Annotated in this window: 16 protein-coding genes; 8 read left to right on the top strand and 8 right to left on the bottom strand. The window is 40.4% G+C overall.

Going from position 1 to position 19,878, the window contains the following annotated elements; genetic code table 11:
- Window positions 1-192: 192 nt before the first annotated feature.
- Window positions 193-363 (bottom strand): hypothetical protein, encoded by a 171-nt coding sequence (locus tag D0817_RS25620; RefSeq protein ID WP_161568403.1) that lies wholly within the window; start codon window positions 361-363, stop codon window positions 193-195.
- Window positions 364-565: 202 nt separating this feature from the next.
- Between D0817_RS25620 and D0817_RS00410 the strand changes: the two genes are divergently transcribed.
- From D0817_RS00410 to D0817_RS00375, 8 genes are all read left to right on the top strand, one after another.
- The gene (locus D0817_RS00410) at window positions 566-1,522 is read left to right on the top strand and encodes a GlxA family transcriptional regulator (protein WP_127336417.1); all 957 of its coding nucleotides are present in this window, start codon (window positions 566-568) and stop codon (window positions 1,520-1,522) included.
- Window positions 1,523-1,597: 75 nt separating this feature from the next.
- The gene (locus D0817_RS00405) at window positions 1,598-2,164 is read left to right on the top strand and encodes a cysteine hydrolase family protein (RefSeq protein ID WP_127336416.1); all 567 of its coding nucleotides are present in this window, start codon (window positions 1,598-1,600) and stop codon (window positions 2,162-2,164) included.
- A gap of 19 nt (window positions 2,165-2,183) precedes the next feature.
- Window positions 2,184-3,089 (top strand): cyclase family protein, encoded by a 906-nt coding sequence (locus D0817_RS00400; RefSeq protein WP_127336415.1) that lies wholly within the window; start codon window positions 2,184-2,186, stop codon window positions 3,087-3,089.
- Between the two features lie 136 nt (window positions 3,090-3,225).
- Window positions 3,226-5,214: a GAF domain-containing hybrid sensor histidine kinase/response regulator gene (locus D0817_RS00395; RefSeq protein WP_127336414.1), complete on the top strand. Its 1,989-nt coding sequence runs from the start codon at window positions 3,226-3,228 to the stop codon at window positions 5,212-5,214.
- An 80-nt stretch (window positions 5,215-5,294) separates the two neighbouring features.
- On the top strand, window positions 5,295-5,660 hold the full coding sequence (locus D0817_RS00390; protein WP_127336413.1) for a response regulator transcription factor: 366 nt from the start codon (window positions 5,295-5,297) through the stop codon (window positions 5,658-5,660).
- Window positions 5,660-6,874 carry a YaiO family outer membrane beta-barrel protein gene (locus D0817_RS00385; RefSeq protein WP_127336412.1) on the top strand — a complete coding sequence of 405 codons (1,215 nt, stop codon included), beginning with the start codon at window positions 5,660-5,662 and terminating at the stop codon, window positions 6,872-6,874. The genes D0817_RS00390 and D0817_RS00385 overlap by 1 nt, the downstream gene beginning before the upstream one ends.
- A 1-nt stretch (window position 6,875) precedes the next feature.
- Complete coding sequence (locus D0817_RS00380) at window positions 6,876-7,697, top strand: hypothetical protein (protein ID WP_127336411.1); 822 nt, start codon at window positions 6,876-6,878, stop codon at window positions 7,695-7,697.
- Window positions 7,698-7,700: 3 nt separating this feature from the next.
- Window positions 7,701-9,134 (top strand): glycosyltransferase family 2 protein, encoded by a 1,434-nt coding sequence (locus tag D0817_RS00375; RefSeq protein ID WP_127336410.1) that lies wholly within the window; start codon window positions 7,701-7,703, stop codon window positions 9,132-9,134.
- A 49-nt stretch (window positions 9,135-9,183) separates the two neighbouring features.
- Here the strand turns inward: D0817_RS00375 and D0817_RS00370 are convergent, their stop codons facing one another.
- From D0817_RS00370 to D0817_RS00335, 7 genes are all read right to left on the bottom strand, one after another.
- Window positions 9,184-9,711, bottom strand: coding sequence for a hypothetical protein (locus D0817_RS00370; RefSeq protein WP_127336409.1), 528 nt, complete (start codon window positions 9,709-9,711; stop codon window positions 9,184-9,186).
- Window positions 9,712-10,120: 409 nt separating this feature from the next.
- Window positions 10,121-12,055, bottom strand: a complete 1,935-nt coding sequence (locus D0817_RS00365; protein ID WP_127336408.1) for a M1 family metallopeptidase — start codon at window positions 12,053-12,055, stop codon at window positions 10,121-10,123.
- 163 nt (window positions 12,056-12,218) lie between these two features.
- Window positions 12,219-13,511 (bottom strand): hybrid sensor histidine kinase/response regulator, encoded by a 1,293-nt coding sequence (locus D0817_RS00360; protein WP_127336407.1) that lies wholly within the window; start codon window positions 13,509-13,511, stop codon window positions 12,219-12,221.
- Between the two features lie 30 nt (window positions 13,512-13,541).
- The gene (locus D0817_RS00355) at window positions 13,542-13,982 is read right to left on the bottom strand and encodes a response regulator (RefSeq protein WP_127336406.1); all 441 of its coding nucleotides are present in this window, start codon (window positions 13,980-13,982) and stop codon (window positions 13,542-13,544) included.
- A 10-nt stretch (window positions 13,983-13,992) separates the two neighbouring features.
- On the bottom strand, window positions 13,993-16,011 hold the full coding sequence (locus D0817_RS25615; protein WP_161568402.1) for a PAS domain-containing sensor histidine kinase: 2,019 nt from the start codon (window positions 16,009-16,011) through the stop codon (window positions 13,993-13,995).
- 425 nt (window positions 16,012-16,436) lie between these two features.
- Window positions 16,437-17,957, bottom strand: coding sequence for a phage tail-like protein (locus tag D0817_RS00340; RefSeq protein ID WP_238160789.1), 1,521 nt, complete (start codon window positions 17,955-17,957; stop codon window positions 16,437-16,439).
- A 58-nt stretch (window positions 17,958-18,015) separates the two neighbouring features.
- Window positions 18,016-19,824 (bottom strand): DUF8693 domain-containing protein, encoded by a 1,809-nt coding sequence (locus tag D0817_RS00335; RefSeq protein WP_127336405.1) that lies wholly within the window; start codon window positions 19,822-19,824, stop codon window positions 18,016-18,018.
- Between the last annotated feature and the right edge of the window lie 54 nt (window positions 19,825-19,878).

The raw sequence follows: 19,878 nt of genomic DNA, 5'->3' as shown, positions 1-19,878 counted from the left end.
GTACTTTATTATGAATAATAAAATAAAAAGTAAATTTAGAAATAAAATGGGGAGTACTAACGGGTAAAAACACCTGATTATTTAGGGGAAAATGGCCTTATTTTGATTTTTATTGAAACAAATCACAAAGAAGAATGTTTTATAAACAAAAAGCCTGCAAAAGACTGCAGGCTTACAAGTAAAATTTGAGATTTAGTCAATGTCGACGGCGACAGAATCTTTGTGTGTTGGCTGCAACTGAGCTTCTGTTTTGTCTTTTTGATCGCGGGTCAGGTCATCAGGATCACAGTAACCGCTGCAATTGATGTTCGTTACGAGTATTAAAAATAAAATGGATAAAATTTTTATGGTTAGCGTCTTCATAATTACTGTTTTACAGAGTTTTTACAAATGGTAATTCCTACAAAAATAAATATTACAATTACGGGATGTTTATATATTTTTTCCATGAATTTATATAATTCCCATGTTATGGATTTTTTTAGTACTCCTTTAAGGCTGCAGAATAGTTATTTTTATTCTAAATTTGAAAGACATTTTTCGCATTAATAACAGACTCACCGATATGGAAGTGACAACGATATATTTTTATATTCCAAAACAGGTGACCTTACTGGATTTGGCCGGCGTTCTGGAAGTTTTTCAGGAAGCTAAAAATTTAGGGTTTCCTTATCAATTGGAATTTATCAGCAGTACGTCCACCATTACATCTTCATCAGGATTAGCAGTTTCATCCGTCAGGCATTTTTCAAAAGCAAATCCGGAAGAAAATGATATCGTATTTATTTCCGGTTTCAGTTCTTTGGAAATCAATAAATTACAAGAGGATGAAACTTTTTTCGAATGGCTTACACAGGTAAATGCACGCAAGACCACGATAGCAAGCATTTGTAACGGCGCTTTTATACTGGCGAAGTCAGGGCTTTTGGATTTTAAGGAATGTACGACGCACTGGAAATTAATTGAAAAGTTTACTAATGATTTTCCACTTTTAAAAGTGCAAAGCAATACACTATTTACCAAAGCAGACAATTTGTATACCAGTGCGGGGATTGTGACAGGAATTGATCTGGCCCTGTTCCTGATTGAAGACCGTCATGGCAAAGAAGTCGCTACAACCATAGCCAAAGAACTGGTGGTCTATAAAAGACGACAGGGAAGCGATCAGCAGGAAAGTGTCTATCTGCAGAACAGAAACCACCGTGACGAAAAAATCCATACCGTCCAGGACTGGATTATTTACAATCTCGAAAAAACATCGACTATTGATTTTTTAGCAGACCTCGTTCATATCGGCCCACGAAACCTGACGCGAATTTTTAAGAAACAAACCGGAATCACCATTGCCGAGTACCGTACCAAACTGAGAATCGAAAAAGCAAAAAGCCTCCTGGCGCATTCCGATTATAAGGTAGAAAGCATTGCCCATATGTGCGGTTACAAAACCTCGAAGCAATTGCGCGTCGTTCTGGAAACCCATCTGCAGGAACTGCCCACGGAAATTAAAAACAGGCTGTCTTAAAACGACTGTCTTTTGTCCTTGTTTGCATGCGGGAACAGCTGCTATTTTTGTAGTACTAATCTAATTAACAGAAACATGAAACTTAGGGAACAAAATACAGCTTTGATTATTATCGATGTGCAAAAAGGGTTTAATGACGAAAAATACTGGGGCGGCAACCGGAACAATCAGGATGCGGAGCTAAAAATAGCACAGCTTCTTGAAAAATGGAGGGCTCTTAAACTTCCTGTATTTCATATCGTGCACAGTTCCGTACATCCGGACTCCAAACTGCACGAATCGAATCCGGGATTTGAAATTAAGAATGAAGTACAGCCAATCGAAGGTGAACCGGTTATCGTCAAAAATGTCAACAGTGCTTTTATAGGAACGGATTTAAAAGAGCGACTGGATCAGCAAGGCATCAATAAACTGGTTTTGGTGGGATTGACCACCAATCACTGCGTTTCCACCACAGCACGAATGGCCGGTAATTTAGGATTTGACGCTTTCGTAATTTCCGATGCCACGGCTACGTTTGACAGGATAGGGATCAATGGCGAAAAGTTTGATTCGGAATTGATTCATCAGATCTCTCTGGCGAGTCTGCACAATGAATTTGCACAGGTCATAACCACCGAAAAAGTATTGGATTTAGTTTAAAATAGGTAAAGCAAAACTTATGGATACAAGAGTAAAATTTGACTTTGAAATCTATTTCACCAATGGCGGAAGCATTAAAGGCGAGGACTTTCGTCTGGATATCGAAGGCGAAAGTATTTCGGATAAAGAGCTCGCCGATTATATTGTAAATGACTTACGGCTGCTGATGGTGGGGGAAGTCCGGATTCTGAACAAGGAAATTTTCGCGGAAACACACAAAAGAAAACCGATCCAGACCCGGACCGAGGCGGATGTATTTATTGATTTAAGTCATACAATCGAACATGGGCTTGTTACCTATAAAGGCTTGCCGGCTCCAATTGTATGCGATTACCTCAGCAGGGAAAATTCGAAACAGTTTTATGAGGAAGGCACCCAGTTTCAAATCGGCAAAATTGAGATGGTCACCAATACCGGAACGTATATCGATTGTCCGTTTCACCGTTTTGAAGGCGGAAAAGACCTTTCGGAAGTTGGCCTGGAATGTTTTGCAGACCTTGATGCCGTTGTGATCGCTATTCCATTTTCGGAAACGCTGGAAATCACCGAGCAGCATTTGAAAAACCGTGAAATTAGAAATAAAGCCGTTTTGATTCATACGGGCTGGGACAGGTACTGGAATACGGAGGACTATTATGAAAACCATCCGTACCTGACCACAGGAGCTGCGGCTTATTTAAGAGACTGCCAGGTAAAACTGGTCGGCATCGATTCTCATAATATCGACAGTACTGCAGGCAAGTCCAGACCTGTACACACGACGCTGCTGCAGGCCGAAATACTGATCGTAGAACATCTCTGCAATCTGTATCTTTTGCCGCAGGAAGATTTTACGTTTAGTGCCGTTCCGCCAAAATTTAAGGGAGTCGGAACATTTCCCGTCCGGGCAATGGCCAAAATTGCTTCAAAAAAACCATTTCGTTAGAAATGGTTTTTTTTATCCTGAAACCGAAAATCGACAGCAATTGGCTGGCTGTAAATTCACTACGGTCTGGTCCACTTACTAAATGCCTTGTAAACGGTTTTATTTTTTTACCTTTACAGCCTTACTTTTTTATAGCATGAATAATCCGCAACAACCCATTCCGCATAACGAGACAGAGCGCCTGGCAGCCTTACGGCGGTACAATATATTAGATACGCTCCCTGAGGACGCCTTTGACGATGCCACAAGGCTGGTTTCTTACATTTGTGGTGTACCCATTGCCCATATCTCGTTTATAGATGAGAACAGGCAATGGTTTAAATCTGAAATTGGTATAGGCGTATCGGAGCTACCCCGTGAAATTACCTTCTGCCGTTATACTATTATGGAGTCGGAAATGCTTGAAATACCGGATACACATTCGAACGAAATATTTAAAGATGATCCAAATGTTACGGATGGTTTTAAAGTGCGGTTTTATGCCGGTGTCCCGCTGACCACGCCCGATGGCTATAATATCGGAACCATTTGTGCGGTGGACCATGTGACCAAAAAACTGGATGAAAGCCAGCGCAATGCCCTCAATATCGTGGCAAAACACGTCATTAACCAATTGGAGTTACGGACAAAAAATAACGAACTCAATGCCCAGAAAAAAATTGCGGAACGCGCCGTACTGGCAAAAGATAGTTTTCTGGCCAATATGAGCCATGAGATCCGAACACCGCTCAATGCCGTCATCGGATTTACGGATCTTCTCGCACAAACCAAGCTGGATATTATTCAGCGTGATTATATTGACAGTGTGCAAATAGCAGGCGAAAACCTGCTGTTGATCGTGAATGATATTCTGGATCTTTCCAAAATAGAATCCGGTAATCTCGCTATTGAAGATCAGCCTTTTGATTTAAAGAAAACCCTCAAACATATTTACGACCTGCTAAAAGTAAAGGTACCCGAAAATGTAGAATTCAATCTCTTTCTGGATGCTGATATGCCCGAAATTGTCGTTGGGGATCAGGGAAGGTTAAACCAGATCCTGGTGAATCTAACCGGCAACGCCCTGAAGTTTACACAAGAAGGAGACGTAACGGTTTCGGTGAAAAAGATGGAGGAAACCGACGAACATTATTTGCTTCGGTTCTCGGTCAAAGATACCGGAATCGGTATACAGGAAGCGAAACTGAAAACGATTTTTGACCGTTTTACCCAGGCCGAAGAAAGTACCACACGAAGATTTGGCGGTACGGGGCTTGGTCTTAATATTGTAAAACAGCTGGTAGAACTGCACAACTCTGAAATTAAGGTAAAAAGCAGGGAAGGACGCGGTTCGGAATTTTTCTTTACGCTTGCCTATAAAAAAGCTTCGGATATTGAGATAGTACCGGAATCCTTCACGGGTTCTAACCTCGGAAAACTTAAAATACTGTTGTGTGAAGACAACGTTTTAAACCAAAAACTCGTAAAAAGTGTTATTTATAATTTTGGATTCGAACTGGATATTGCTGAACATGGCGAAGCCGGAATCGAATTGTTGTCTAAAAATGAATACGACCTGATCTTAATGGATCTTCAGATGCCGGTTAAGGACGGTTACCAGACCACCCAGTATATCAGGGATGAAATGAAACTCACCATTCCGATTATTGCCATGACGGCACATTCGCTGGTCGGCGAACAGGAACTTTGTTATAATATGGGAATGGATGCCTATGTACCCAAACCTTTTAAACAGGCCGCGTTGCTGGAAACTATAAAAACAGTCTTGAACAAGGATCATAAGCCGGCGCCCAAAAGAAAGATCGATTTTTCTTTGATCGAGGAGATGGCTTGCGGTAATGCCGATTTTACAAAGGAGATGGTGCATCTTTTTACGGAAAAAATTCCCATTGAAATAGTGCTGCTTAATGAAGCCTATAAAACTAACAATAGTGATACTGTACGAAAACTGGCCCATAACATGAAATCCAGTTTTGATATTTTCCTGCTGGCAGATCTTAGTGATTGTGTGTCGGTGATAGAGGAGGAAGCTAAAAATGGCAGCTTTACGGTTAAAACCAGAGAAAAAATGAGTATCTTGAATTGTGAAATCATTGAAGTAGTTAAAGTTTTAAAGGAATTATGATAGAAGGGGAGTATGCCTTACTTTTGTAATTCTTACAAATGTTGTGCAATTCATACTGCTTCAAGACAAATACGTACGCCATGAGAATTATTTTATCAGAAGATAATGACATCCTACGCAAATCGTTATCATTTTTTTTAGAGTCCAAAGGATTTACCGTTGATCAGTTTTCTGATGGAAAGGACGCACTCGATGCTATTGAAGCAACTTCTTACGACCTCATCCTGACGGACATCAATATGCCGGGCAAAAGCGGCATGGAAATTACACAATACGTACGACAAACTATTGGCTCGGATATTCCGATTATTATATTTACCTCTTCGGGAGTAGAGCAGACCGAACTGGATTCTTTTGATATGGGTGCCAACGAATTTATGGCCAAACCTGTAAGTCCGGCCGTGCTTTTAGTGCGAATTAACAAACTGCTAAAAACACGCGCCTAATGAAATTGATCTATTCTTCCGTTTTATTCCTGTTGCTCTCTTTTACTGCTGCAGCGCAGGAAATGAATTTTGATGAAGCTTTGTCTCAGGTAAAGCTCGAAGCTGAAAAAGGCAACTATGACACTGCCCTGACCATCCTGCAGTCTTTACAGCTGAGATTTCCTGAAAATGAGGATATCAAAGTGTATCAGGGACGTATTTACAGCTGGAAAAAAGACTATCCTTCCGCTATAAAAGTATTGGCTCCCCTGACCGACAGGACAAAACCACATCCGGATGCTTTGCTGGCCATCATTACTACTTATTTCTGGTCGGAACAGTATGAGACCTGTAATATTTATTGTGATAAATACCTGCTAATAGCTCCAAATGCTGCCGATGTACTCCTGATTAAGATACAATGTCTTGAAAAACTAGACCGTGACAAAGAAGCACTGGAGCTTGCCGACAGATTACCCGTTACCGATAACAGTACACAGGCTATTACCGGAATACGCGCCCTTATTGGCCGTAAGGCAAAAAATGCGCTGGCGTTTTCGTACCTGAATGTATCGACCTCGAATCCCGGACAGTCTCCGCTTCATTACGGCTATGCCGAATATTCGCATAAGTTTACGAAATCGGCATTGGTAGGACGTGCCAACATCGGCTATGTCAATGCCGATACGCAGCTGCTTTTTGAAGCCGATTATTATCAGACATTCTCCAAAAGAAATTATTTATACGTGAATGCAGGGGTGTCAACAGGGCAGACCGTATTTCCGGTCTCCAAAGCAGGTGCGGAATATTTTTTTGCCCCCCTGAAAAGATTCGACTTTTCCGTTGGTTTTAAGTACATGCATTTTGAAACAGACGACGTAACCTTGCTTACGGGACAGCTGGGGTATCGTACCGGTACCTACACGATTGCCTACAGGCCTTTTTATGATACCTCAAACGAACTATTTTCTCATGTGGTCAGCCTACAGAAAGCCAATGAAGAAAAAGAAAGTTTACTACGGCTGGAACTGCAGTACGGCAATGTCCCTTATTTTTATTTGTACAATAATTTTGTGAGACCTTTGAAAGCGTACAGGGCCGGAATACAATATCAGCATCGTATCGGAAATTCATTTCTGGTACGGCCTGTTTTCCTTTACGAATATGAAGAATATTTACCGGATGCGTACAGAAACAGGTTTAGTGCGCAGCTCATTATTACAAAACGTTTCTGATATGGAAAAGGTTTGGGAATTTTATAAAGGCGGGGCATGGGTAGAATATTTCCTGATCGTGTCGACGGTGCTGTTTATAGTAGTGGCTTTTATATTGTACCTGATGATCGTCAGAAGCCGCAACAGCAACATCAGAAAGGAAAAGCTCACTATCGAATATACGATCCTGATTGAAAAAATACTATTCGCCCTTATTTTTGAGGATACCTCACTAGCCGCGTTAAAAGAAAATCAGGATTTCAGCAGGCTTATTGAGGATGGTTTCTTTAGGGAAGTGCTGACGGAATCGGTGATCAGCCTGCATAAAAACTATGAAGGTATTTATGCCAGGAAACTGGAACAATTTTATAAGGAATCGGGGCTCATACAGGACTCGTTTAAAAAACTAAGAAACCCGAACTGGGAGATCAAGTGCAAAGGTATTACAGAGGTGGCGGAAATGAATATTACGAGGGTTTTTAGCAGTATCCTTACCGTCTCTAAAGCCCAGAACAAAACCCTGAAAATAACAGCGCTCAACGCCTGTATCAAACTGGGTGGCGTAAAAGGCATCACGCACCTTACCGAACATCCTTACCCAATTGACGACTGGACGCAGGTCAATATTATAAGCGCTTTTAAAAAACATGATATAGGGGATACAGAAGGGGTTGAATTCCTGCTGGAATCGCAAAACACTACTGTGGTGGCGCTTGGACTGAAACTGATCAGAGAATTAAAGCTCACGCAAAAGCTTCCGTATGTGGCAGAGCTGGCTGCCCGGACGCACAATACCATTATACAATATGAAGCGCAAAACGTACTGAAGACCTTAAACGCTTAGCCAATGGATTTTTTTAATAATGAAATAGCCCTGTTCTCGCATGTATATCTGATCCTGATTCTGGGGTACGCTATACTGCTGATGTCGTCTTACCTGATACTGGCGCATCTGTCTGTGAGAGAACTACGGGAATATCTGAAGAAAAACAGTTTTGTAGATTATAATGTGCTTCTTACCAGTGAATTTGCACCCGGACTTTCGTTAATTGCCCCTGCCTATAATGAAAGCTTTACCATTGAAGAAAATGTAAAATCGTTACTCTCCTTAAATTACAATAATTACGAGGTGATTGTAGTAAATGATGGCAGTAAAGACAATTCGATGGAAATACTGATCAAAACCTATGATCTGGTGCAGACGGAACGGCACATTCACCCGCAAATTGAGACCAAAAAAATTAAAAGCCTGTATGTGTCCCGGAATGCGGCCTACAGAAAGCTGATAGTGGTAGACAAAGAAAACGGCGGTAAAGCCGATGCCCTGAACGTAGGCCTGAACATTGCACAGAATCCGTACGTGGTCTGCATTGATGTGGACTGTATCCTGGATAAGGATTCGCTGCTGAAACTGGCCAAACCTTTTCTGGAATCACACGGCAAACGAATTATTGCCACCGGCGGGGTAGTGCGTATCGCCAACCAGTGCATTATAAAAAACGGCCGTCTGGTGGAAGTAAACATTCCAGATCTTATGCTGCCCAGAATACAGGTTTTAGAATACCTGCGGGCGTTTCTTCTGGGAAGGATGGCCTGGGGAAGACTCGACGGCCTGTTGCTGATCAGCGGAGCCTTTGGCGCTTTTGATAAAGAGATAGCACTGCTGGCAGGCGGTTACAACACCAAAACGGTAGGCGAAGACATGGAACTGGTCGTCCGCATGCGACGTTACATGCTGGAGAACAAAATGCCGTATTCCGTTCATTATATCCCGGATCCGCTGTGCTGGACCGAGGCACCGGAGGATTTTAAGATATTCAGGAAACAGCGCAGCCGCTGGATGAGGGGAACGATTGAAACGCTGAGCTTTCACAAAAGAATGTTCCTGAATCCGAAATACAAAGTGCTGGGCATGCTTAGCGTCCCATATTGGGCACTATTTGAATTCCTTGCTCCCGGAATAGAATTTGCCGGTATTGCGATCACAATTGTCTTTATTATTTTAGGACTGCTTAATTGGCATTTTTTCCTTTTGCTGGTGCTGTTTGTATACTTTTTTGCGGTGATGTTTTCGGTGATTGCCCTGTACAGCGAAGAACGGACGTATCATAAATATCCGAAGCAAACGGATTTTTTCAAACTGCTTTTAGCGGCTTTTATCGAACCTTTGTATTTTCATCCGTTATCGGTTTATGCTGCCTTAGTGGGCTATAAGGAAAAAATAAGGGGAACGAAAGGCTGGGGCGATATGACCCGAAAAGGGTTTACCAAAAAAGAGTAATTTTTTACTTTCTTGACAGATTTTGGGATTGATCCTTTTTTTCCGCCTTCTAAAAATTTATCATTTTAACCGATTCAGATTCACCATCGGAGAGCACTACTTTTTGCATTAATCCACCTCCCGTTTTTACGTTTTGATTTTCCCAAATCATAAAAGCGACAATATAATAGTCTCCCGGCGGAAGGTTCTTAAATTCGAAATTGCCTTCTTTATCACAGAAGGTTTTTATCGTTTTGTGGTAGCCTTCCGGATCCGGCGTAAATTTTGGGACACCATCTTCCAGATAAATAAACCCTGACTTTTTGTTTTGATATATTTTTTTTAACCGCTCTTCTGTATACAGGGAATAAGGCATGAGTTCTACCCGGAATTCCGGTCCAAAACGCAGTTCTCCGTTTTTGGATTTAAATTTTGCCAGTCCTTTTATAGTTCCGGTTCCTGTGTTGGTGAACCAGCTGACGGCCTTATCATCAAAACTATTTTGGATCGTTATAACGTCTTCTTTTTTTTTCGGTTTTTTAACAGCGCAACTGCTTGCTAAAAGAAGGACGAGGAACAGGGTTAATTTATATTTCATCTTTTTAAAGTGTGGTTTTTGTGGTAGTAAAGTAAGGCAGTGGGTGTATGAAAAATTGGTGTCAGCCTGAGCGGAGTCGAAGGCTTTTTTTACATGGAAAGGACTTCGACTCCGCTCAGGCTAAAATTGATTTCTAAAAGAATAACGATATTTTACTCCAATTCATACTTCTTATCCATTTGTTTTTAGATTACGACAGCGTTTCCGTGAATTTGACCCAACGGGTTAAAAGTAATAATTTTCAACGTAAAAAGCTTTTTTACAGCAGGTTTCATTTTTTATATTTTAAAATTCTGAATGGCCCATTTGAGTAAAGTGTTAAAACATACTGTCTTTCAGAATCAGTATAAAGCCAGTGAAGATCGTTTCACCGGCTTTTTTTAGTATCGGTTTTTCCGGGAATATTACATTACTTTTTCCAGTGATTGTTACTGTTCTCAATGTCGATATCGTAAGCATCCCCCAAATCTACACTAACAATAGATTTTGGTGTTTTTAAGGAAATAGCTACTTCTTTATTTCCGGTTTTCCAGCAGCTGATGTCTCTTGAGATCATTTCCTGAGTGCCATCAGAATAGTGAACGACTAAATGCACAGGAACTGCCAACGTTCCGGGACTGGAAATTACAATTGTATATCCCTTTTTTAGTTGCTGTACTTTTGCTATGGCGAGATCGGGAACATTATTTTCAAAATACCAGTTTTTCCAAAACCATTTTAAGTCCAGTCCGCTTTCGCTTTCCATATTATTAAAAAAATCATAAGGCGTGGGATGTTTACCTGCCCAATTTTTAATATAACCCTGCACACTTTTAATGAAGAGGTCATGTCCCATCCATTCCCTAAGATAGAGATGTGCCAGTGCAGGCTTTAAGTCTTTATTGGAGAAACGAGCTTTACCATATAACTGTGGTGTCGGCGTAATAACCGGCATGTCTTCTGCTGTTCCTGCGCTATTGTTTACGGAGCTAATGTCATAGGCCAGGGGTACGGAAGAATCGATCATAGGCGATAAGTAAAATTCTGTAAATGTTGCCCAGCCCTCATCCATAAAAGAATATTTGGTTTCGTTTGTACCCACATAAAAAGGGAATATGCTGTGAAAAACTTCGTGCGTAGTTAATTCAAGCAGCTCATTATGATCCTCAAAAGGCAGCATGTTGACCATCATTGGATATTCCATAGCATCGAGTCCTTCAAAAACAGTCTGATGGGAATACGGAAAAGGTATTTTTGGAAAATGGTTACTAATCAATTCGATAGTTTTTGCGGTATAATTGGCCACTTTGTTGTAACTAGTATGATCGGGATTAAAAACCGCATCAACTCTTGTACGATTACCCGCATCGTCGACCACAACACTTCTCGCTTGCCAGATATAATGGCTGCTTAGTCCGAAGGCAAAATCTGTAACATTCAGGGCTTCAAATTTCCAGGTGTTGGTTTTGTTTTTTAAGGTAATGTTCCCATTTTTAATATCCAAAGGGGTAATGATATCGATAATAGCATCTCCTTTTTCTGCCAGGCCGATCTTGTCAATGATATGTTTTTCGTAAACGGAGTCAGGATTTTTAAGGTCACCGGTCGCCCACAGCTGATAATTTCCGGGAACGGTCACCGCTACGGAAAAATTACCATAATCGTTATAAAATTCTTCTTTTCCAACATAAGGATGTTCGTCCCAGCCATCGACATCATCATAAACAGCGATCCGTGGAAAAAAGTAAGCAATAAAAAAACTCTCAGGATCTATTGTTCCGGTCCTGACAAAAGATCCCTTGTTCAGGACATAATTGTAGTCCATTGCAACAGTTATGGTTTTCCCCGGCAAAACGGTTACGTTCGGCAAGTACATGTTGGTACCCCGAATTTTACGCTTGTCCTGACTATAGGGAGTTCCCTCTATACTGATACTGCTTATTTGAATACCTTTACCCAAATCTTCCGTGTCCACCACCATATTCCGCATGGAATTGCTTTTATAAAAGTTGGGAAATAATTTGACTACCAGTAATTTTAACGTATCCGGACTATTGTTGGTATATAAAGTAGTTACTTTTCCCTGAAGTTCTCCTGTAGAAGGATTAAAATCAACGGCTATAGTGTAATCACCGCGGTTTTGCCAATACTTTTTTCCTGGCGTTCCTGTATAGTTTCGGGTATTGTTTTGATTTGCTTTTGCGATATTTCGCAACACAGGAATGCCCTGAGCATTCAAGCTAATCGTAATAAAAGACAAGACAACAAAAAAGGCTGATTTGGTTTTATCCTGAAAGGAGGCTGCTGAAGAAATAGTTGTAGAGTGATCAGACAGCGAAATTCCGGTATTGCTATTTTTTTCCATGCTACAAATAAATAACTATTTTTTTTTATGGCAATCCAAAAAATAGGGACACTTATAATTTAACAAAATTTAACCAGTGTTTTAATTTAAAAGAGCATGAAAATCCAGAAGGTCATTATAAAAAAACTTCTCAAAAGACAGTACATTTTGCACGGAAACAATATTATACATTCGCCAGCTCGTACTGCAAATCTATTAATACCGTCTCTTGAAGTACGGTCTCTGAATTTTGGTGCACAGGAATGAAAACTTCAAAAGTGGTGCCTTCGTTCAGGATACCTTCTGCATGAATAATCCCGTTATGGTTATCGACGATTTTTTTTACAATGGCAAGACCTATTCCGGTACCTGAATATTCGTGGCTGTGATGCAGCCTCTGGAACATTACAAAAATGAGTTCGTTAAATTCAGCTTCAAAACCAATCCCGTTGTCCTTAAAAGTAAGGTTCCAGTAATCGCATTTTTGCGGCTGAAAATTCTGGTTGCGAAGTTTTAAGTTATGATGCTCAATAATACTGGTTTCTATTGTAATATGCGGTGACAAATCAGGATGTGAAAATTTAAGGGCATTGCTGATCAGGTTATAAATAAGCTGGCGAAACTGAAATACGACCACATTTACCGGCAAAAGCGGACCGACGACAGCAATGACTGCTTTCTTTTCCTGAATCGTATCTTTGAGGTCTGTCTTTACATCTTCGATGATTATTCTCAGATCACTCATTTCGTATTCGCGTTCAATGCTGTTTACACGGGAAAAAGCCAGTAAATCTTCAATAAGCTGCCTCATTCTCGTCGCCGAAACATGTATGCGTTCCATATTATTTTTTCCGGCCTGTGTCATGCCCTGCATTTCATTTTCCATAATGATGGAAATGAAAGTCTGAATTTTACGCAAAGGTTCCTGCAGGTCATGACTGGAGATAAAATTAAAGGCAAGAAGCTCCTTATTGGCATTAATTAATTCGATAGCCCGTTTTTCTTTTTCAGCATTTTGAAATACCAGTTCTTTGTTGGCAATAAGAAGCGCTGCAGTCTGTATTTTTAATTTTTCAAGGATTTCTTTTTTTTCCTGGCTTTCTTCCGCTTCTTTTAGTCCCCTGATCACTTTTTGAGATAAGGTAAGCAGGTTGTTTTTCGAAACAAAATCAGTCACACCCTCTTTTAAAAGCAGCACGGCATTCTCTTCGCCTATAGTGCCTGAAACGATAATAAAAGGAATATGAAGATTTTTATTTTTCAGCATACGAAATGCCGTAGCGGCATCAAATGCCGGCATGGAGTAATCTGATAAAATAATATCCGGAGCGAAAAGATCAAGAGATTCCTCAAACATTTTTCGGGTTTCAACGATTTTTGGCAAAAAGCTTATTCCCGATTTGTGCACTTGCCTTATTATTAAATCAGCATCTGTCACGTTGTCTTCCAGTATTAATATTTTAATTTCTTTTTTCATTTTAAAATATTTATAAAGTGTGGTTTGTTTTTATAAGGAAGGCTGACTTAATATCATCCAGTACATTCCCATCTCTTTAATAGCGTTGAAAAAATTATTGCTGTCTACAGGTTTTACAATATAACTGTTTGCCCCAAGGTCATAACATTTGGCGATATCCGGATCTTCCTGGGAAGAGGTAAGGATCACGACCGGAATTGATTTGAAGTCAGGATCACCTTTGATTTTTTCGAGCACCTGCATTCCCGAAACCTTTGGCATTTTGAGGTCCAGAAGAAATAACTTCGGATGTGAATTGGGATTTCGTTCAGCATACACACCACGGCAATAAATAAAATCAAGGGCTTCAGCTCCATCTTTTACGTGCAGTAATTTATTGGTAAAGCCACTTTTGGTGAGTGCGCGAATGGTTAGCATAGCGTCATCTAAGCTGTCTTCGGCAAATAATATTTCAATGTTATCGTAATTCATTTTGTATGTTTTAATGTTGAATATTTGGAAGGCTAAAGTAAAAACTGGAGCCTGTGTCTAATTTTGATTCTGCCCAAACCGCTCCATGATGGCGGCTTACTATTTTTTGAACAATAGCCAGGCCGATGCCCGTACCGTCAAATTCCTCTTGTGAATGCAGGCGCTGAAAAACGCCAAATAATTTATCGTAATATTCCATATCGAAGCCTGCACCATAATCCTGTACGCAGTATACAATTTTGTCTTTTTGAACAGCGGAGGTAATTTTAATGCGGATTTCAGGTTTGTATTGCGAGTATTTAATCGCATTGGAAATAAGATTGATCCAGACCTGCTTGATGAGTGAAGGATCACCATTGGAAGGGGCAAGTGCCTGTAAATCAAACAGGGGTGTTTTTGCGTCGGCGTCAAAAACGATATCATTAATGACTCCGTTGACCAGAGCATCCATATTGATGGCAGAAGCGCTGACTTGTTTACGCCCCAGTTTACTAAAAGCGAGCAGATCGTCAATGAGCAGTCCCATTTTTCTGGAATTGTGTATCACGGCCTGCAGTACTTTTTTGCCATCCTCGTCAATCGAGTCGGCATGGTCTTCTACTAAAATTTGTGTGTACCCATTGATGGCGCGGATCGGAGCCCGTAAATCGTGAGAGACTGAGTATGAAAATGCACCCAGTTCTTCCTGGGCTTTTTTCAGTTCGTTATTGGCCAGCGTAAGTTCTTTTCCTCTTTTTTCCTGATAAGCCAGCTCCCGGTTAGTCACTATCAGGGCCGCAGCGCTTTTTTCTTTTTCGGCTTTTCTTTTTTCTTTCTGTATGTTTTCCAGCGCCAGTTTTTTATTGGCAATGATCAGTTCGGCGGCACGTTTTTCTTTTTCCCTGCTCTGATGGGCAAGTTCTTTATGGGCCGTGACGAGTTCTATTGCTCTTTTTTCCTTTTGCTTATTCTGAAATTCCAGTTCTTTGTTGGCAATAATCAATTCTGCAGCGCGTTTTTCCTTTTCTTCATTCTGGAAAGCCAGTTCCTTAACGGCAATGACCAGCTCCGAAGCACGATCTTCTTTCTGATTGTTTTGAAACTCCAGTTCCTTATTGGCAATAATTAATTCTGCGGCACGTTTTTCTTTTTCTTCATTCTGAAAAGCAAGTTCCTTCACGGCGATGACCAGCTCTGAAGCCCGCTTTTCTTTCTGTTCATTCTGAAACTCCAGTTCCTTATTGGCAATAATTAATTCTGCGGCACGTTTTTCTTTTTCTTTGTTCTGGAAAGCAAGTTCTTTAACGGCGATGACCAGTTCTGAAGCACGTTTTTCTTTTTCCACGGCCTCTGTCGCCAATTGCAGAAATTGCCTTTTGGCAAGGGTAACATCAGTGGCGAGTTTTAATATTTTATAAGGATTTCCGGAAATGTCCAAAATGGGATTATAACTGCCCAGCAGCCATACACTTTTGCCCTTTTTGGTGACTCTTTGAAATTCGTCTTTTTGGTAAACCCCTTTCTTCAACGTAGTCCAGAACTGTTTATAAGCAGCTGATTTTGCATATTCTTTATCGACAAAAAGGCTATGGTGCTTTCCTATAAGGTCTTTTTTGGCATAGCCCATGATCTTTAGGAAATTTTGATTCGCAGTGAGGATGTAGCCTTCAAGATCAAACTCTATTGAAGCATTAGAAACTGCAATGGCATTAATATGGTTTTGTAGCTGCTGTTCCTTTGCTCTTAACTGTTCATTCAGCACATACAATTCATCAGCACGCTTTTGCTTCTCCTTGTTTTGAAAAGCAAGTTCTTTATTGGCAATAATAAGTTCGGCGGCACGTTTTTCTTTTTCGTCGCTCTGGAAGGCCAGTTCTTCATTGGCAAGAACCAGTTCAGAGGCCCGCTTTTCCTTTTCTGTATTTTGGTAAATGATTTCTTTTTTGGCGATGCTTAGCTGTAAATTTTCAGCTCTGTTTTCTTTAGTATAGAGTGAAGTTTTTTCGCCGGAGGTAATCGGTTCCTTGCCTTTTTTTGCTTTGCTGCTCATATAAGCGTAATATTATTTAGAAAATAATGGCAGTAATTTGCTGGAAAAGCACCGATATTTTATAGTTAAATGGAGTATTAGGTATGCCGTAATCCTGTAATAGTTACCCACTCCTAAAATGAAGTGGTACACTATATATTGTGATTTTACGAATGTAGTGAATAAAGCCGGATAAGTTTGTTTGTTTTCAATGAATAATGAAAATGAAATAAATAAAGGTGTACCAGGCCTGAAAAGCTTATTGTAAAGGGGATATGGTTTTACGCACAGACTTGTTTCTAACGCTTATTATAAAAAGGAAAGCAGGCTACATAAACTTAAAAGTTTGTAGCAGGGTTTATAGATGTTTGATACTGAGTTTAATTCGAAAAAACATAAAATCAGTACCAAACAAGATTATTGAACTCTAAGGATAATTCTAATGCTTATTTTATAGTTACAGTAATATTGGGAACCACTAGTTGACCTGTCGCTCCGGAATTACGCTGTAAAGCCACTTCGATGTAATCGTTGGTAGTTAATTCGGTAGTGGCATTTAAGGGAAGCACGATAATATCATTAACGGCAGCTCCTCTTCCGTAGATTTTGTATTGCGTTAAGGGAGTACCATTCTTCATAATGTAGGCTATGAAAACTCCGGTGCCAGGGACCTGAAAAGAAATGGATCCCGATACCTGAAAAATTCTTTTCTTTTTTCCGACATATTTTAGCCTGTTGTAACCGGCAGTACCGGCATCTGTTGCAAATCTGAACAAATTGGAATATACTGTTGAGGGCGCACTACCGGTACTTACCCCGACTTTTACGATATCACTGGGAGTTGAATTGTTTAAGGTTACACCAAGACCGGAGTTAACAGGATAATCCATTGAAAAATCCCCTACGGAATTTGCATCTGCTTCAGTTGGTATTCCTGCAGCCCTGACGGTCCAGCTGGTACTAAAATTAAAACCCGTGAAGGTAGTGGTTGACGGAGTTGCATAAGGTCTGATATAGGTAGCAGGAGTAGGACCTGTAAAAACAACCGACTCTAAAACGGCATCTCCCGTAATCGTAAGGCCTGCGGTGGAAACATCCAAACCATACGCTCCGGAACTAACATTGGAGAACCCTCCCTGTTTTTCGATCAGATTGAATGTTCCTGTAAATTTCTCATAAGTACCGGCATTATTGCTGAACCAGGCCTGATTGCTTAACAATAACTGGCCAATATTAGTGTAAGTGATACCGGTGGTATTTCCTGAAAAATTGACAATACTCATAAAAACTAAACCATAACCTGCTATTGTACCGACACTAGCCGAATTGGCAATGATACAATCCCTAAGTAGAAAAGTAGACGTTGAGACTGCGGAATTTAGATTAAAGACGGTAGCACCAGGTGTCGTAATGGTAAGATTCCTCACACTGCCTCCCGTAGTGCCGTCAAAAAGATTTCCGGATGTTTTAACGATAATATCTTCATTAGCATCCAGGCCGTCCAGATAAGCACCATTAAGGTCTATTGGGAAATTAAAGACTACCTGTCCGTTAATTTCGTATAAGGTATTGGCAGTCAAAACATATTTGGCACCACCACCAGCCGCTAGTTCGGTAGCCAGTACAGTTGCCAGATTGTCCGTCGATCTTATGCGTTTAAAATTTAGTCGTGGCAGCGCTCCGCCAAGAGGTATCCAAGAGGATGAGCTGGAGACATAGCTGTAGACCAATTTTAAATCGGTGTCGTAAACAAGCAGTCCGTCAGCCGGTGTAGCAATAGCATTTCTTTGTATCGTGGTCATACGTGGCGGAAGTAGACCCTGGGTCGTAGACGTTATATCTAAAACAGAGCTTGCATTTGGAGTGGTCGTGCCGATTCCGATTTGTGCATTTCCTAAAAACGATGATAAGAAAAAAAGAAATAACAAGAAGTTCTTATAATTTTGAAGGGTATATTTATGGATCATAATCATTATTTTTAGTTAGTACTGAAGATTAAATATTTGGATGATCGTTTAAATCTGATTATTGCTTTCCTGAATTTGATATAATGACTTTTTGAGTGATTTTTTCATTATCAGCGGTTACAAAAGCGGCAATGTAAACTCCTGAACTCAGGCCTGAAGTAGAAAAACTATAATTTTGTTCTTCTTTTAGATTGTTTTTGGTCAGGACGGCTTTACCCAGAATATCATATAAAGCGAATGACTTAAATACGAGGTTATTCGGATTTGAGGCAGTTAATATCTTATTGGTATTATCCTGACTTATAAAAAGATTGTTTTTAGCCGATTCATTAACGCCCAGGGTTACATTGGTAAAGGCAATTTTAAATCGGTCTGTGTAAGTACCCGGTGCAATAGTAACTTCATACATTCCTGTTTTTATATCATGATATGACGAATCGAGTTCGTCATAGATATAAATATTTTGCGAAGGGTCAAAATTTACAACTTCGGGAATATAAAATTTTAAGGTAGTGTTTGTTGCTGCCTTTACGGCTAAAGGAATTTTTTTTGTCACTTCAAAATTAACGCCCTGTATGACATAATTACCATTATCCAGCCAAAACGAAACATCACCCGGAAGTGTCTGATCCATGTTTAAGGCATCGATACCCGGATCCACGCCATCTGTTGCTTCCGGAATAAATGCCAAAGCAAGTTGCCTGGTAAACTGATTATTGATTATGGTATTTAATTTAATGTGTGAGATTATGATAATCTCTTCCTCTTTTTCTTCTTTTTGTTCCTTACCAGCGGCTGCTTTATCCGGTGAAGACTTTGCAAATTGCGATAAAGGGGAGCCTTCTTTATAAAAGAAACGATGCGAATTTTTAAAAGTTACCGTACCATTGCTGGCGCCGTTTATCAAAAAACCCTGTCCGACAGGCGAGTATTTTCGCTGTATGACCAATCCGGAACTTGTACCGGTTGTGTTTAACGTACCGTCGCTTTTATAACTGTTAAAAGTAGCGGCGACATATACTCCGTTTGATCCTAAAACCCCGGGCGAATATGTTCCGTAACCTCCTCTGTAGGCAGATAAATAATGAGAATTGGTTGTTTTATCCTGTTCCCAAAAATACGCTACTCGGGTGCAGGCAGAATTTGTCGGATCCATTAAAAAAGCATTTAGATCTATTGCCGACGGATATGGATTTCCGGTGAGCGTCGCCGCATTCCCGGATCCGACGGCCACACTGATATTGCCATCATTCGGTTTTCCCCTGAAATCATATCGCTGCGCTGATCCTGGATTATTGGCAACTCCAGTAGTTTCAGGATCGGTAACATCAGTGCCGCCCGTACCTTTCATGGTGAAACCTTCTCCTGCCGCAATGGTAGTTGCATTACCAACCTGAACCCATTGTGAGTAGTTGTTGGCATTGGTTAATTTGTAGATCCAGTAAGAGGCGATAGCCAGCGGGTTGGAAGTTCCGTTGTAATTTGACAATGGAAGCGCTGTGGCAGCAACCGCAGCAGTTGAAGATGTCGGACGATTTAGCAATGAGATTCCAAAACTGGTATTACCAGTTGCAATCGTCGGATTTCCAACAGGCGAGCACCAGTAATTGTATTCGAAATTATCGGAGGTTCCTTCCTGATATACAGACACAATTCCTGTTCCTGTATTTGTAGAAGTTCCCGTAGTGCCTTGTAATAACTGAGAGTTATTGCGCAAGTACAGATTGGAACTTGCAGCCAGATTCATACCCTGAGTCACATACAAAACCTGATTCTTGACATACACAGGCGTGTTGGCGCCAATATGAAGTTGCGAAAAGCCCGGCACGGAAATTAAAATAAAAAGTAATAGTAAAGTATTTTTCATATTTTCTTTCTTTTAATTGATAATCACCTGCTGTCAGTTTTAACTCGCAGCTTT

Source organism: Flavobacterium cupreum (assembly GCF_003996965.1).
Classification (GTDB): Bacteria; Bacteroidota; Bacteroidia; order Flavobacteriales; family Flavobacteriaceae; genus Flavobacterium; species Flavobacterium cupreum.
The sequence above is the reverse complement of the archived record's forward strand: the minus strand, read 5'-3'. Positions and strand labels throughout refer to the sequence as shown.